The sequence below is a fragment of the Haloquadratum walsbyi C23 genome, from assembly GCF_000237865.1.
GTDB lineage: Archaea > Halobacteriota > Halobacteria > Halobacteriales > Haloferacaceae > Haloquadratum > Haloquadratum walsbyi.
This window is the reverse complement of record NC_017459.1, coordinates 2,724,997-2,739,065: the sequence shown is the minus strand read 5'-3', so window position 1 is coordinate 2,739,065 and position 14,069 is coordinate 2,724,997. Positions and strand designations below refer to the sequence as shown.

Below are 14,069 nucleotides of genomic sequence, written 5' to 3'. Positions count from 1 at the left end.
AATAATCGTGATATTTTTATCAATGAGTAAATAAAATACAGGGATTTTTACTCGGTCCATGGTATATCAGTGGTATGGACTTACACAGCAGGGGGGTCAAACAAGATATCCAGGAGCTAGGTGCGCTTCTCGGTGATGTCTTAGCCGATCAGACCTCTGATGCAGCTTTTGAGACAGTTGAGGATATTCGCACGGCAGCAATCGATTATCGAAATGGAAAATTAGCAACTCGCAATCAGCTTGATCAACTATTAGATGAACTTGACTCAGAGCGAGAGAGCACTGTTGCAAGGGCATTTACCACATATTTTGAACTTGTGAATCTCGCTGAAGAACGCGAACGAGCTCGCGTTGTCCGTGAAGGCGCCCAAGCAGAAGATCTCGATGATGGACTTATCGCAACTGTTGAGTCGCTGATAGATGCTGATGCCGATTCTGAGACAGTACAGCGCGTTCTTGATGAAGTTCTTATCGAGCCAACATTTACCGCACACCCAACGGAAGCCCGGCGAAAGACAGTCAAAGCAAAACTTCGCTCAATTGCGAATAAACTCGAAGAACTCGACGAGCAACGCATCACCAATCGGGAACATGATCAAATTTGGCGAAAGGTTGATGCGGAGATTACAAGTCTCTGGCAGACGTCACAGGTTCGCGGACGGCGTCCAGAGCCCCAAGATGAAGCGCGAAATGTCCAGTGGTATCTCGAATCAATTCTATTTGACGTTGTTGGTGAAGTGTACGCTGAGTTTGAGGATATCATTGGGTCAGAGTACCCCGATGTTAGTGTACCAAAATTATTCGAATTCCGCTCATGGGCTGGATCTGATCGTGACGGAAATCCATTTGTCACACCAGAAGTCACAACAGATACTCTTGAGCGCCAGCGAGGAGTTGTTCTAGAGAAATATAGCCAGGCGCTTAAGCGGTTGTCTGGTGTCTTGAGCCAAGATGCTGATCGCGTCGATATCAGCACCCAGCTCAAACGATCATTAAAAACCGATTATGAACGACTCCCAGGCGTCACAGCAGAGACTGAAGAGCGCTATCCTGGTGAGCCATATCGACAAAAATTGAAACTGATGCGTGAGCAACTTCGCCGGATTGATGATGTCCGTCCAGACGGATACAGCGATCCTGAGGCATTCCTTTCGGATCTTGAAGTAATTGATCAGAGTCTTCGCAAAAATGGTGGCGAGGTTGTTGCGGATGAATATGTTGAGCCATTAATGAGACAGGTGGATACATTCGGATTTACACTTGCAAGTCTCGATCTCCGTGATCATCAAAAAAATCATACTGAAGCTGTTCATGAAGTATTCATAAACTCAGGGATTGAGTATGATAGCTATGATGAAGCCGATCGCATCGAAATATTGACAGAGGCAATTCTCCAGACAGAACCAGTCGTTGATCTTGAGGATCCCGGAGATGTTTCTGATACCGCAAGGCGTGTACTTCGGCGATTTTCAATGCTTGGTGAGTGGCAGCGAGAATTCGGTGTTGGTGCAATCGACACATACTGTATCTCAATGACTGAAAACCCAAGTCATGTTCTCGAAGTTCTTTTCTTAGCTGATCAGGCTGGTGTTGTTTCGCTTCCAGACCACTGTGGACTTGATATTGTCCCACTATTAGAGACAGAGTCTGCGCTGAATGGAGCCCGCGAGATTATGGGGACGCTGTTTGAAAATGATGCATATGCGGCTGCATTGAGTGCACGCGACAATGTCCAAGAGATTATGCTTGGATATTCTGATTCAAATAAGGAGAATGGCTTTCTTGCTGCAAACTGGGATTTATACAAGAATCAACGCCGTCTTGCACAGATTTGTGATGACTTTGATGTGACAATGCGATTATTCCATGGTCGTGGCGGGTCGATATCACGTGGTGGTGGACCAATGAATGAGGCGATGTTAGCCTTGCCAAATGAGACGGTCACAGGACAGATCAAATTCACAGAACAGGGAGAGGCTATTGCAGAGAAGTATGCAAATCCACTGATCGCTGAACGTAATCTTGAGCAGATGCTCAATGCACAGGTACGTGCCCGTCATAACGCTATTCGCGAGCCAACAGAGGATGTTCCGAGCGCGTGGATTGATGCAATGGAGGAAATGGCTTCTGCCGCTCGAAAGCAATATTATGATCTGTTGAACACTGATGGATTTATTACATACTTTGGACAGGCAACGCCAATCGGTGTTATCGAGGATTTAAATCTTGGCTCGCGACCAGCATCGCGGTCAGGTGAGCGAACTGTCGAAGACCTGCGTGCAATCCCATGGGTGTTTTCTTGGACACAGTCTCGATGTATCATCACTGGATGGTACGCACTCGGTGGCGGGATTCAATCATATCTCGACAATGGAGGGGATATCACAACGCTCAAATCAATGTATACTGATTGGCCATTCTTCAGAACAACACTTGATAACGCTGCACTTGCGCTTGCACGGACCGATTTGGACATAGCAGAGCACTATGCGTCGCTTGCAGACCCTGAACTTCGAGAGGATTTCTTCCCACATCTCCGCACAGAATGTAACCGATCACGTGAGCTTGTCTGTGAGGTTTCCGGTCGAGACTCGCTGCTTGAGCGTGAATGGCTTGATCAGAGCCTTCAACGACGGAACCCATATGTTGATCCGCTGAATCTACTTCAGACACATCTGCTGGAGCAGACACATCGAACTGATGAGGAGGAACGAACGCTCCGGTTGACGGTGAAAGGAATTGCAGCAGGGATGAAAAATACTGGATAATCTTGATGAGTAACTAACAACCAAGACCGAGCCGAGAGAGAATCGACTCTGCAGGACAGATATTCGTGAAACTACTTTGTAGTAGGTTAACTCCAGCAAATGCAGTTAACAGATATATCCAACTGGTGATGAACCACCCACCCAAGAGTCCAGCGAGAACAACAATACCAGCCATTCGACGAACATTTGATTCGCACTTTGTAGCCATGATAGTGTTTCTATTGTACAATACTATCTCAGTAAATAAAACCCCATCGACAGCACGATAATCGTCATACATCATGACTCTTGAATCTAAAACACGAGTATCGATAGAACGATTTCTTCAGTAATTATCTTGATTAATTCTCACATTTTTAATTTTATTAAATATGATATACATGTGTATTTATCGCATAGAATTAGTTGCTCCGAAACGGTTTTGAGGTGCCCTCGCACACACTCAGTATGCCGAAGGAACCTGAGACGGAGTACGACCCCTCACTGGGTCGAAAATTTATTTTTGTGACCGGTGGAGTAATGTCTGGATTGGGCAAAGGAATCACAGCCGCAAGCACCGGACGATTACTCTCAAATGCTGGATTTGACGTTACCGCAGTAAAAATCGACCCATATCTCAATGTTGATGCAGGGACAATGAATCCGTATCAACATGGTGAGGTGTATGTGCTCAAAGATGGTGGCGAAGTTGATCTTGATTTAGGAAACTACGAGCGATTCCTCGGTGAGGATATGACCTCTGATCACAATGTCACAACTGGGAAGACATACAAACATGTCATTGAGAAGGAACGGTCAGGCGATTACCTCGGGAAGACAGTTCAGATTATTCCGCACATCACAGATGATATCAAACGACGGATTCGAGAAGCAGCAGCAGGGACTGATGTGTGTATCGTTGAAGTTGGTGGGACTGTCGGAGATATCGAGGGAATGCCGTATCTTGAGGCACTTCGACAATTCGCACATGAGGAAGCGAGTGAGAATATCCTTTTCACACATGTGACGCTTGTACCATACTCAAAGAATGGAGAGCAGAAAACAAAACCAACACAACACTCAGTAAAAGAACTTCGTTCAATCGGTCTCCAACCCGATATACTGGTTGGACGATGTTCAGATAGACTTGAACCGGCAACAAAAGAGAAAATCGCGCTATTCTGTGATGTTCCAACGACAGCAGTATTCTCGAATCCTGATGTTGACGATATTTATCATGTTCCGCTCGTGATTGAGGAGGAGGGACTGGATCAGCATGTCATGGAACGACTTAATCTCGCTGAGGAAGCAATAATAACAACAGACCGAACTAACACGTGGCGTGAGCTTGTTACCCGTGAACGAACAAGCAATGTTGATGTTGCACTTGTTGGCAAATATGATCTTGAAGACGCATATATGTCCGTCCATGAGGCACTGAAGCACGCTGGGATTGAAACACAGACCGAAGTGACCGTTCAGTGGGTTGATTCTGATGAGATGCTTGATCATCATGAGGATCGCCTCCGAGAAGCAGATGGCGTTGTTGTTCCTGGAGGCTTTGGGTCTCGTGGAATTGCGGGTAAACTCAAAGCGATTGAATACTGTCGAGAGCACAATGTGCCGTTCTTGGGACTTTGTTTAGGATTTCAGATGGCAGTCGTTGAGCATGCACAGAATGTGCTTGGATTCGCCGATGCACACTCCGCGGAATTACAGCCTGAAACACCACATCCAGTGATTGATATTCTCCCTGAGCAGTATGACGTTGAGACAATGGGCGGAACAATGCGATTAGGTGCACATGAGACAAATATTGATCCGAACACACTTGCAGCAGCGGTCTATAACGGCACTGTCTGCACTGAGCGGCATCGACACCGATATGAAGTCAATCCTGAGTATATCGATAAATTAGAAGCAGGCGCACTTTCATTCTCGGGGCAAGCAGATAATCGAATGGAAATTCTTGAGCGAAGCGATCATCCGTTTTTCCTTGGAACACAGTTTCACCCTGAATTCCGGTCGCGACCTGACCGTGCAAGTCCACCATTCGTGAGTTTCTTAAAGTCAGTTGATTCAACACTTGATGCTCGCTCGCTCAATGTCTCCACGAGTGAGGAGGTGCAGATCTGATGGTTGATGTATCCGTATTCATTGATGAGGCTATTGCAGAGATTGATGCAGCGATTGGCGAGGATAATGCTGTCATTGCGCTTTCTGGTGGTGTAGATTCGTCAGTCTCAGCCGCACTTGCATATAAAGCGATTGGTGACCAACTCACACCTGTCTATGTTGATACAGGGCTGATGCGGAAAGGAGAGACCAAACAGGTGAAAGACACCTTTGCATATATGGATTCACTTCGCGTTGTTGATGCACAAGATCGATTTTTCGAATCACTTGCTGGTGTCACCGATCCAGAAGAGAAACGACACGTCATTGGTGAGCAGTTTATTCGTGAGTTTGAACAAGAAGCACATGCTGCAAATGCTGATTATCTCGTTCAAGGAACAATCTACCCTGACCGGATTGAGTCAGAAGGGAATATTAAATCACATCATAATGTTGGTGGATTACCAGATGTCGTTGATTTTGAGGGAATTGTTGAGCCAGTTCGTGAGTTATACAAAGATGAAGTCCGAGAAGTCGCCCGTGAACTTGATCTCGATGAACTCGTTTCTGAGCGAATGCCATTTCCTGGACCGGGACTCGCAATCCGTGTCATCGATGAGGTGACTCCTGAAAAAGTTGCGGTTGCGCGTGAGGCATGTCACATTGTCGAATCAGAGACTGCTGAATTCGACCCTTGGCAAGCATTCGCTGCAGTCGTTGGGAAAGCAACGGGAGTGAAAGGTGACAATCGCGTCCATGGGTGGATTGTCTCAGTGCGTGCTGTCGAGTCTCGTGATGGGATGACAGCTCGGGCACAGGAACTTCCATGGGAAGCCCTCCAACGAATTCAATCACGGATCACCGGTGAAAATGATGATGTTGCCCGAGTTCTTTATGATATAACACACAAGCCCCCAGCAACAATTGAATACGAGTAAGTATTGTAATGAAAATAAAACTGAACGGTAACCTCAGGTATACTTAAACAGTCTTCGATTATCAAGTACGCATTGAATGATTAATGAGAACCGTATGTGCAGGCGGTATAAGACGACTGCCTCGGGGTGAGTTCACAAAATACTGCTACTGTCGAAGAGAAAGTCAATGACATGCACTGACCAACTCGGTACAAATAAGATGCAAGTAGCTAAGTCTGTATACCTTATATATACCAATTGTATGAGTGACAAACGGTATCAATCCCACGCACAACCCGAATCAAATCAAAATTAGAATTCGTATTCATATTAATATTAATATTGAAATTGGAGCTCACGTCGACGGAGAGAATTGCTGGTGTGACCACGCTAGATATCATATGATTAGACAATCGACATGAATAACGATGAATCACAGATGTTTCTAATAGCCGGACCGGATGAAAATGATCTTGCAGCGGAGTTAAACGATTGTGGAGTTGACATTATAGAGATTAATGAAATAGTGACATATGAGTCACTTGAGGCGGCGGGACTTTCGGCTGCTGATACGCTTGTTCTGACGACGATGGATGATGCATCAGCCATTCCAGTCGCGAAAGAGCAGAATCCTGCGGTACGAGTTGTTGCGTATACCTCTGACTCATTGCCTGAGTTTGCTCGCGGACAGACAGACCTAGCGATTGACCCAGCATTACTTAATACAACTGTCGTCGCTGAGGAGTTGGCTGGATTATAGTTATGATGCAAGACAGAATATCATCGTCGGCGATATTATACTGTATCAGTGTTTATTTTCAACAGTCACAATGTCGATAAGTGATCTGTATGCTGAGGCGATTGCGTCGCTTGATCCAGCCGCTGGTAACATTGAAACCGCAGAATTACATGTTTCTGAGGACGTCCTGCTCAAGGCATTCGCACTTGGACCAGGCGCAAGCGTAGACCCACATGAACATGAAAAGAGTACAAATGTATTTCATATTCTTGACGGGACAGTGGTTGTCACGCAGGATGATGAAGAGACGACTGTTGATGCACCTGGCGTTGTGTATAATGACCGTGGTGTTGTCCATGGTGCCCGTAATGAAACAGACACAGTAGCGATACTTACCGCAAGTCTCTGCCCACTACCGTAGGTAATTTTGGATATGTGGAACCCGAGGAGAAAGCTTCGCCAATGCCGGGAAAATTTCAACATGGGTTTGTCCTGAGTATTTGATCAAGCGTTCCATGTGTGTCGGTGAACACGGCTTCACCCGTCTCAATACAGTTTCATCGGGTACAGAAGTCGATTCCCGAAGTCAGTATACATAGTAATACATCTCTCATACGGCATTATTGTCGTATATCGCCGATGACGAAAGCAACAATCGGCTTGACACAGTATATTGACACAGAATGAGTCTTGGTCGCGTCCGCGTCACCACTAGCGGTCGCATCCACTTTGGATTCGTGAATCTCAGTCTTGCACATGATCGTCTCTATGGCGGGATTGGTCTTAGCGTATGTGAACCCACAACGAGTGTAATTGCAGAGCCAATTGATAATAGTTGCAATCCACCGACAGTTAGATGTTCACACCCAAGTGCACGTGAATATGCAGCACGCGCGCTTAATACACTAGATCTCGACAGTGTTTCAGTGAGTGTTGAATCAGCACTTCCCCAGCATGCAGGACTCGGGAGTGGAACACAACTCGCACTTGCAACACTTACTGCGGTCGCAAATGCATACGATCAACCACCACAGCCAAGAGAGAACGCTCCAGCGCTTGGTCGCGGAGGACGCTCTGGGGTCGGAGTTGGGACATTTGAAATTGGCGGATTTGTTATAGACGGTGGACATCCGACGGCGCGATTCACGACCGATCGACCAACCGATGGAAGTTGGACGGTCCCGCCGGTTATGACTCACAAACAGATTCCAGACAACTGGCGGTTTTTGTTATTAACCCCTGACGTTGAACCGGGACGGAGTGGGACTGAGGAAGAAGCAAGTATGCGTAGTGTGGTTACACAAGCAGCTCCTGATATTGCAGACCGCGTTTCTGGGACAGTAATGCGGCAGCTTCTTCCAGCCATCGCTAATGAGAATGCCGAGCAGTTTGGAACCGCAATCGAAACAATTGGGCGATTAAATGGAAGATGGTACACCGATGAACAAGGAGGTGTATATCGACCGCCAGCGGGTGAACTCGTTGCTTCGCTTGATGCATCATCATCATGTTACGGGGCTGGACAATCATCCTGGGGTCCAACAGTATATGGAATCACCGATATCGAACATGCTGATGCTGCTCGTCGTGCTGGTCAGTACGCGCTTGATGCCGCTGACGTTGATGGAACTGTACGTATCGTTCAAGGGCAGAACCATGGGGTAACTGTTGAGCAGTTGGAATAATAAGCGAACACGCTCTTGCCTAACTGAGCGAAACACCGATCAGATTTGCGATATTGTCACTGGTTGGCGTGCAAGATGGATGGCACAAGTTTAGCACAGGTTCTTTATCTCAAATCATCCTATACGAATCGTGCCCTCTAAGCGAGATCTCATCGGTGATAGCCCTCCAAACAATGGTCTCCGCTGGTCACATTTTCAGTGGAATCGTATTAGTGCGTTCTTCGTTGGCGTTGTTGCAATGAGTTTGTATTTTTCGATGGACTCAGTGGTTGATGCAAGCCAGATCCCTTCGTGGGGTTATGAAATCTTGGCAGTCATTCCGATTGGACTTATTTGATATGGTCTCAGTAGATCCAGTTGGCAAGAGATTCTCAAGGCAGTTGTTGGTATTGCGGTTGGAGGTATGCTTGGAATATATGTTTTTTATCAGCGATATGCAACAAGGTAGAACTGCTTCATTCAGAGATCAAGGTTGCTGAGTGTCATCTCTGCATCTTGCACAGTTCGATCTCCCAGCTTCGAGACAGATACCGCTGTTTCACTATCTCCGGTAAGAGCCTGATGATATTCCTCACTAGGAAAAGATCGAATCTGTCGGAGAGCTATTCGGGTAATCGCTTGTAGGACACATGTATGAGAGATGGTTTATTTTCGTGTCAGAGACCTAAACTACGATTCGTGAATATATTCATCTTGAAATAACACCACCTCAAGGGAAGAAAAATAGGGTCTATGGGCTACTGTCCACGTAGGCGAGTCAAGAGGGTCGGTATGAAAGCGTAACCGCAGACGAGGAGGGTGATGACGAATAGAGGAAACCCCAGTCCACTCTCATCGGCAATAATCAGTCCCGTTGCGAGAATTGAGATTGCCATAGCGACGAGTGCTGTGCGGATTGATCGGAGGTGTGCGTGGAGGTTAATCTCCTCGTCAGTCATACGTGCGACATATGCGTGTTTGATATGACCCTTCTGAACGAGTATTGGAACGGTAGTTTGAGCTACACGTAGAAAACTACGGCACCTTCTCCGAACTAACGCCATCCTGATTCGAGGTAAACAGGCTCTACAAGTGATACTCCAAATCTTCTACAGAGACTGTAGCTTATGGACAGTTCAATAGTTTCAGACACTCCTCCTCACATCTACGAAGGGAGTTGCTCAGCAAATTGTATCAGCTTATTATTCGTTGGGGGGGTATCGTATCGCTATGACTGTGGATCTTCGACAGGCAATCAATGGAAACGCCCTCTGTCACCCCTCATCGTCGGCGTAGCACTTCTTGTGGACCCGATTTTGGGCTTCTCACAACTGCTTCCTGATGGGGTGTTTAGCCTGATTCTTGGAATCGTCCTTCTCGTTGGTAGTGCCTTCGTGTACTGGTCTAAAACAAGCTCAAACAGTTGATACACAGATGAACTCTCAGGACTACTTTCCAACAGGAAGGCAGAACGTCGTGAGACGGGCTGTAAAACACTCTGAGCGTAATCATCATAACCCGCACCCGCAATCATCGAAGTGAGAAATGCCCATGCTCATAGAGAGGATCAGTTCTCGGTTACTATCCACGGACTATGCTGAGTGGCATCACCCACGAGTTGCGAGGAAGCTTGTAATCGTCCTTGCACCGCTTCTTGTCCTCGGTGGATTCAGTATCGGCCTGGTTGCCCAGCACTCTGCGGTGCTTGACACGATTCCATCACTTCTCTTGGGATTCATAGCCCTAATTCTTGGACTCATCACTCTCGCCTTCTTTGACTCGATACTGGAGAAAGAGTCCTGATTCATCGCCATCGGAAATAAGACGCCTCGTTGCGAGAACTAAACCCGCCACAGGTTTGGGTGTCGTACAGATTGAGCGGAGATGTACGTGGAGCGTGATCTGTGTATCAGATATGACGGTTACGGTGCAGTATATGTAAAGATTCCACTGTTCCTCCCTGAGTTGGCAATGCTGGAAGTCGGGTCGTGATTTTCTTGACCCCGTCTCACGCAGAGAGTAAAGAAACACGTGATTCATCTGATGCATACTCAGACAACAAAGCATACTATACTCTACTAATTGTCGAACGACATATTATGCTGGATAATACTATATCTATGTGTGATTTCAAGCTCTTAGAAACCAAGATATTAATGTAATTCTATGTTATTCTGCACAGCGGTACATTTATACGTGTGTCAGATACATAATTATAGTATATGACAGATCTTGAGGAAGCACTGACCGAGTTGTGCGATTGCGAGTACCCAGCCAGCATAGACGACATCGCAAATAGGTGTGAGAATGTGACAATCGAATTGCAGGACGGCTCTGAAACGACACTTGGGGAGATGCTTGATCTCCTCGATGACCCTCCTGACACGTTTGAGTCGAGTGATGACCTCTATTATACCCTGATGTCTCTTGCACCACAGGGGAGTGTTGGGAGAGCAAACTACGACGATCGAGGTTCAACTCACAACGCCAGAGAACAACAGTCATTTTAAATCACTCATCTGCCAGCGTTTGAGTCTATACTACCTGACCCATTTCTCTCTGTCTGCGTGGCAAGACGACATATTGAGTCACCAGAGTAGTAATAGTAGTGTCGTCACCGACATCAAACAGCTATGTCGTCAGATCGCGGACAGCGATGAGGAAGTAAGTGGGGAAGCAGAGGATACACTCGAACTACTGGATGATCGCGAGATGGATGACTGGGCAGAGAACCAGTTACAAACGATACATCGGGGACGCCGTAGGTATGGAACGAACGGCACGATTCGAAGGCTAGACCACAAACTCACTGAGGAGATTGAATTAGTTGATCCAGAACCCGTCATTGAGGCAGATGTCGCACTCGCAGGACAGCTAGATGAGAACTCATCTACTGATTAATTGTGGGATTCTGATACTATATATACGCAATAGAAATGGAAATTGTCAGTACGATGGGAACTGAGTCGCTAGGGCGGGAGTTAGACCTGCACCCGCCAGTTGGTGATTTGGTTGAGAATGCCGAAACCCCAATTGATACTAACTTCACTAGCGAGAGGATGGTGACGACATATCTTAGAGACGACAGTCCTGCATTCACTCTGTACCGCACAGGCTCGTTCCAAATCCGAGGGGCAAAGACTGAAGCCGATCTTGAAGAAGCTGAGTCTCAGTTACGAACGCTTCTTTCTGACGTTGGTGTTGAGATGCCTGAGTATGAGTTTCATCACGTAACTTCTGTTTTCGTCGGAACACTTGATTTAGACGTGAATTTGAACGCTCTCACAATCGCTCTTGGGCTGGGACAAACCGAGTACGAGCCAGAGCAGTTCCTGTGCATAAACCTCCACAGTTTGCGGTCACACTCCTCATTTTCTCAACTGGGAAGGCAATCGTTGGAGGCACGACAAAACGCAAGGAAGCAAAATCAGCCCTCCAGCACGTAGAAAATGAGCTAACGGCTTTCGATGAAATGTGAGCAGACTCGTAGCTCATAACCAATCTTCAGCTTCATACTGCTTCACGTCAGTAATGAAACTCTCCTTGGTGAGACTTTTGACTGCTGTTTCATCTCCATCGACACACAGAGAATTAGAGAAGTCAAACTCACTGTCAATCTCAATATTCTCAGCACATTCAACCGTACTGACAGTTGCTTGCTTGAATGAGGACTTGTATCGAACGAACCAGCGTCTGTCGGGTGGGGTAATGTCGTGGTCTTCGTCGGGATTGAACTTTGGCACGCTACTCCAATCTACGTCTTCACGCTCTTCCTCTGGGGTATCATATTCAATTGCTTTTTTAAGGAGGAACTCTGCTGCTGTGTCTGCCTCAGGGTATTCATCAGACCTCTCTAACGGATTCTCGGCATTCTCTGGAGGGTTTTCGTATATATTTCCCGCATCTGTATACCCCTCTGCCCGTTGTCTGACGATGGTAATCAGCTCTTCTTCATCAACGACATACTCTTCAGCGACTTCCTCGGCAATCAGCTCTACTGCATCGGGATCTGCCACATCGATTCCTCGGTTATGACCGATGTCCATCGTTTTGGTGGCGAACTTCTCATAATCAGGCATATCACCGCATACCTATTCGACGGTTATATACATTTTCTCGGTCGGTGACCACAGTGGCATCTGCTTCTGACGACGGGCGAAGCAAGACGTAAATTAACCACCCTCGGTAGGATTTAACGATGGATTGGTGGAGACGACTGTTCGATGCAGACTGGCTGATACCGATGATACTCGGGTTCGTCGGTGGCATAGCGTGGATAGCTTTCGCATTTCGGGCTGGGTGGGGGGTCGGTTGGTTCGAACAAAACGCAGTCACAGTTTCTTTCGGGTTGGTCAGAGTGAACCTGCTTCAGCTTGGGCTTGGGTGTACGTGCTTGGTTATCTCAGGATTTCTTGCAGTCGGGTATTTTTGCGGAGATCCGTACGAATATGTTCCGTAGCGAACAGAGCGAGCGATGATTGGATAGAGCGGGACACGACTCCGATAGAAGACGCCTGAACGACCCATCGTACTGCTATTCGAGTTGGTCAGATAGACGGCAGAAATAGCAGGAAAGACGCTACTCCTCCGATGAGAAGCATAGCGACGAGGATACGGCTCGCAAGGGGGCTCAGTTCCTCATCAGGGATTGCCTCAGGCTCATAGACTCCAGCGAGGATTGTACCGCTCAGACAGGTCAGCGTGATGCTTGCGACACCCCACGCCACCGAGAACAACCCTGATTCGGTGAGAGCTGTCTGTCCCATCCAGAGGCTCATCACGAGCATCGAGAGGGCGAGTCCTGAGCGACGGTTCATACTCTCATCCTTTTTCGGTTACGCATATTATCGCTGACGCTGAGGAATTAATGATGTACACTCTGGTTGGCGTGTGTTCAAGATTCCCTCTGCTCTCAACCCTACCACGAGCCCGTTCCATTACTGTGGCTTCGGCTCCGAATCGGGGATAGTTTTATTATCTGTGTTTCCTGTGTATCTATTATCAAAATGGAACGAAAAACTGAACAGATTGGTATTGAATCGCTTATCAAACACACAAACAACGAGTTTGATTCCATCGCAGAAATATACGTCTGCCACCTCGTCTCAGCGTCGGATGTGGATCAGCTAGTTATCACCGTGCATACAGGCGAAGCAGAGTCATTTGAGCAGTTTGTTACCGTTGCTTCAGCTGAGAAAGTAATGATTGATGTAGGCGAAGCAGACCCACTCACATTACCGTATGATGTGATTGCTACCGTGGATGGACCAGGGCATATGCAGGATACTGAGGGCACGAGTGTCTATGTGGCTGAGAACGTAGAGGGAGCGAAGTCACGAGAGTTGGAAGATGGCTTACGAATGCTTCGACAGAAATTGGCTGGCGTGTGTCCATCCTGTGATGACGAGATAGAGACGTTCCGTGACCACTACAGGGACAGTCAGGAGTGCCGAGAAGCAGAGCGAGTGTGAGGCTGTATTCGTCTGAGTGTCGATTCTGAGATTGCGAGGTGTCTGAGACAAACGCGACGTTGGTTGGTGTGTCAGACTATCTCAGTGAGCAGGTGAGAACTGGATTTTATCAGAGACACAATTATTCACTACGATATGCCACAGATTGCACTCGCAGGTATATCCATCTCTATTGCGGTCTTGATTGGATTCAGCATCTCGATCGTAGTGAGTCCTGACCCAACGGGTATAATCCCTATTGCAGGAACAATTATTCTCGGTGCTGTGTTGAGCCCGATTTGGTATCGTGGATTTCAGCGGATGACTGCTTGAGAAAGTCCTCTCCCGTATGCGACAGAGGACACCCACAATTATTTGACTCTAGAATTGTCAACGTATATCACCTGTGAGACGCCATTCAGCATTCGGACTGGCAT

At 47.1% G+C, this 14,069-nt stretch carries 18 protein-coding genes; 14 read left to right on the top strand and 4 right to left on the bottom strand.

All coding sequences use genetic code 11. From position 1 onward, the window contains the following. The first annotated feature begins 74 nt into the window (after positions 1–74). Positions 75–2,768 carry a phosphoenolpyruvate carboxylase gene (ppc, locus tag HQRW_RS12340; protein WP_014556857.1) on the top strand — a complete coding sequence of 898 codons (2,694 nt, stop codon included), beginning with the start codon at positions 75–77 and terminating at the stop codon, positions 2,766–2,768. A 13-nt stretch (positions 2,769–2,781) separates the two neighbouring features. Here ppc and HQRW_RS12335 read toward each other — a convergent pair whose 3' ends face one another. Next, positions 2,782–2,976, bottom strand: coding sequence for a YgaP-like transmembrane domain (locus HQRW_RS12335; protein ID WP_014556856.1), 195 nt, complete (start codon positions 2,974–2,976; stop codon positions 2,782–2,784). A 239-nt stretch (positions 2,977–3,215) separates the two neighbouring features. Here HQRW_RS12335 and HQRW_RS12330 point away from each other — a divergent pair, with 239 nt between their 5' ends. The 6 genes from HQRW_RS12330 (at position 3,216) to HQRW_RS16595 (ending at position 8,540) form a co-directional block, all read left to right on the top strand. Beyond that, the gene (locus HQRW_RS12330) at positions 3,216–4,883 is read left to right on the top strand and encodes a CTP synthase (protein WP_014556855.1); all 1,668 of its coding nucleotides are present in this window, start codon (positions 3,216–3,218) and stop codon (positions 4,881–4,883) included. Beyond that, positions 4,883–5,800 (top strand): glutamine-hydrolyzing GMP synthase, encoded by a 918-nt coding sequence (gene guaA / locus HQRW_RS12325; RefSeq protein WP_014556854.1) that lies wholly within the window; start codon positions 4,883–4,885, stop codon positions 5,798–5,800. Before HQRW_RS12330 ends, guaA begins: the two co-directional genes overlap by 1 nt. Before the next feature lie 397 nt (positions 5,801–6,197). Continuing rightward, complete coding sequence (locus HQRW_RS12320) at positions 6,198–6,539, top strand: DUF7126 family protein (RefSeq protein ID WP_014556853.1); 342 nt, start codon at positions 6,198–6,200, stop codon at positions 6,537–6,539. A gap of 70 nt (positions 6,540–6,609) precedes the next feature. Further along, positions 6,610–6,939, top strand: coding sequence for a cupin domain-containing protein (locus tag HQRW_RS12315; RefSeq protein WP_011572397.1), 330 nt, complete (start codon positions 6,610–6,612; stop codon positions 6,937–6,939). 262 nt (positions 6,940–7,201) lie between these two features. Beyond that, positions 7,202–8,203: a beta-ribofuranosylaminobenzene 5'-phosphate synthase family protein gene (locus tag HQRW_RS12310; protein ID WP_014556852.1), complete on the top strand. Its 1,002-nt coding sequence runs from the start codon at positions 7,202–7,204 to the stop codon at positions 8,201–8,203. Positions 8,204–8,333: 130 nt separating this feature from the next. Further along, on the top strand, positions 8,334–8,540 hold the full coding sequence (locus HQRW_RS16595; protein WP_231852352.1) for a hypothetical protein: 207 nt from the start codon (positions 8,334–8,336) through the stop codon (positions 8,538–8,540). A gap of 400 nt (positions 8,541–8,940) precedes the next feature. On the opposite strand, the gene HQRW_RS12305 is transcribed toward HQRW_RS16595, so the two are convergent. Then, positions 8,941–9,141, bottom strand: a complete 201-nt coding sequence (locus HQRW_RS12305) for a hypothetical protein (protein ID WP_049892128.1) — start codon at positions 9,139–9,141, stop codon at positions 8,941–8,943. A gap of 592 nt (positions 9,142–9,733) precedes the next feature. Between HQRW_RS12305 and HQRW_RS12300 the strand changes: the two genes are divergently transcribed. From HQRW_RS12300 to HQRW_RS17020, 4 genes are all read left to right on the top strand, one after another. Further along, complete coding sequence (locus HQRW_RS12300; RefSeq protein ID WP_231852351.1) at positions 9,734–9,985, top strand: hypothetical protein; 252 nt, start codon at positions 9,734–9,736, stop codon at positions 9,983–9,985. 419 nt (positions 9,986–10,404) lie between these two features. After that, on the top strand, positions 10,405–10,692 hold the full coding sequence (locus HQRW_RS12295; RefSeq protein WP_014556848.1) for a DUF5789 family protein: 288 nt from the start codon (positions 10,405–10,407) through the stop codon (positions 10,690–10,692). Between the two features lie 73 nt (positions 10,693–10,765). Continuing rightward, complete coding sequence (locus tag HQRW_RS12290; RefSeq protein ID WP_049892126.1) at positions 10,766–11,083, top strand: hypothetical protein; 318 nt, start codon at positions 10,766–10,768, stop codon at positions 11,081–11,083. Between the two features lie 433 nt (positions 11,084–11,516). Beyond that, entirely contained in the window at positions 11,517–11,660 is a 144-nt protein-coding gene (locus tag HQRW_RS17020) for a hypothetical protein (RefSeq protein ID WP_077260090.1), read from the top strand. Positions 11,661–11,673: 13 nt separating this feature from the next. Here HQRW_RS17020 and HQRW_RS12280 read toward each other — a convergent pair whose 3' ends face one another. Further along, positions 11,674–12,261 carry a hypothetical protein gene (locus tag HQRW_RS12280; RefSeq protein WP_014556846.1) on the bottom strand — a complete coding sequence of 196 codons (588 nt, stop codon included), beginning with the start codon at positions 12,259–12,261 and terminating at the stop codon, positions 11,674–11,676. Between the two features lie 119 nt (positions 12,262–12,380). Between HQRW_RS12280 and HQRW_RS12275 the strand changes: the two genes are divergently transcribed. Further along, positions 12,381–12,641, top strand: coding sequence for a hypothetical protein (locus HQRW_RS12275; RefSeq protein ID WP_049892122.1), 261 nt, complete (start codon positions 12,381–12,383; stop codon positions 12,639–12,641). Between the two features lie 88 nt (positions 12,642–12,729). On the opposite strand, the gene HQRW_RS12270 is transcribed toward HQRW_RS12275, so the two are convergent. After that, entirely contained in the window at positions 12,730–12,999 is a 270-nt protein-coding gene (locus HQRW_RS12270; protein WP_014556845.1) for a hypothetical protein, read from the bottom strand. A 189-nt stretch (positions 13,000–13,188) separates the two neighbouring features. Here HQRW_RS12270 and HQRW_RS12265 point away from each other — a divergent pair, with 189 nt between their 5' ends. Continuing rightward, positions 13,189–13,653 (top strand): hypothetical protein, encoded by a 465-nt coding sequence (locus HQRW_RS12265; protein WP_014556844.1) that lies wholly within the window; start codon positions 13,189–13,191, stop codon positions 13,651–13,653. 135 nt (positions 13,654–13,788) lie between these two features. Then, positions 13,789–13,965 carry a hypothetical protein gene (locus HQRW_RS16165; protein WP_014556843.1) on the top strand — a complete coding sequence of 59 codons (177 nt, stop codon included), beginning with the start codon at positions 13,789–13,791 and terminating at the stop codon, positions 13,963–13,965. The last annotated feature ends 104 nt before the right edge of the window (positions 13,966–14,069 follow it).

Excerpts from the sequence above, each read along its gene's own strand:
- HQRW_RS12270 (WP_014556845.1), bottom strand. The coding sequence starts at position 12,999 with ATGAACCGTCGCTCAGGACTCGCCCTCTCGATGCTCGTGATGAGCCTC.
- HQRW_RS12305 (WP_049892128.1), bottom strand. The coding sequence starts at position 9,141 with ATGACTGACGAGGAGATTAACCTCCACGCACACCTCCGATCAATCCGC.
- HQRW_RS16165 (WP_014556843.1), top strand. The coding sequence starts at position 13,789 with ATGCCACAGATTGCACTCGCAGGTATATCCATCTCTATTGCGGTCTTG.
- HQRW_RS12310 (WP_014556852.1), top strand. The coding sequence starts at position 7,202 with ATGAGTCTTGGTCGCGTCCGCGTCACCACTAGCGGTCGCATCCACTTT.
- HQRW_RS12330 (WP_014556855.1), top strand. The coding sequence starts at position 3,216 with ATGCCGAAGGAACCTGAGACGGAGTACGACCCCTCACTGGGTCGAAAA.
- HQRW_RS12315 (WP_011572397.1), top strand. The coding sequence starts at position 6,610 with ATGTCGATAAGTGATCTGTATGCTGAGGCGATTGCGTCGCTTGATCCA.
- HQRW_RS12300 (WP_231852351.1), top strand. The coding sequence starts at position 9,734 with ATGCTCATAGAGAGGATCAGTTCTCGGTTACTATCCACGGACTATGCT.
- HQRW_RS12335 (WP_014556856.1), bottom strand. The coding sequence starts at position 2,976 with ATGGCTACAAAGTGCGAATCAAATGTTCGTCGAATGGCTGGTATTGTT.
- HQRW_RS12280 (WP_014556846.1), bottom strand. The coding sequence starts at position 12,261 with ATGCCTGATTATGAGAAGTTCGCCACCAAAACGATGGACATCGGTCAT.
- ppc (WP_014556857.1), top strand. The coding sequence starts at position 75 with ATGGACTTACACAGCAGGGGGGTCAAACAAGATATCCAGGAGCTAGGT.
- HQRW_RS12295 (WP_014556848.1), top strand. The coding sequence starts at position 10,405 with ATGACAGATCTTGAGGAAGCACTGACCGAGTTGTGCGATTGCGAGTAC.
- guaA (WP_014556854.1), top strand. The coding sequence starts at position 4,883 with ATGGTTGATGTATCCGTATTCATTGATGAGGCTATTGCAGAGATTGAT.
- HQRW_RS12265 (WP_014556844.1), top strand. The coding sequence starts at position 13,189 with ATGGAACGAAAAACTGAACAGATTGGTATTGAATCGCTTATCAAACAC.
- HQRW_RS12320 (WP_014556853.1), top strand. The coding sequence starts at position 6,198 with ATGAATAACGATGAATCACAGATGTTTCTAATAGCCGGACCGGATGAA.
- HQRW_RS12275 (WP_049892122.1), top strand. The coding sequence starts at position 12,381 with ATGGATTGGTGGAGACGACTGTTCGATGCAGACTGGCTGATACCGATG.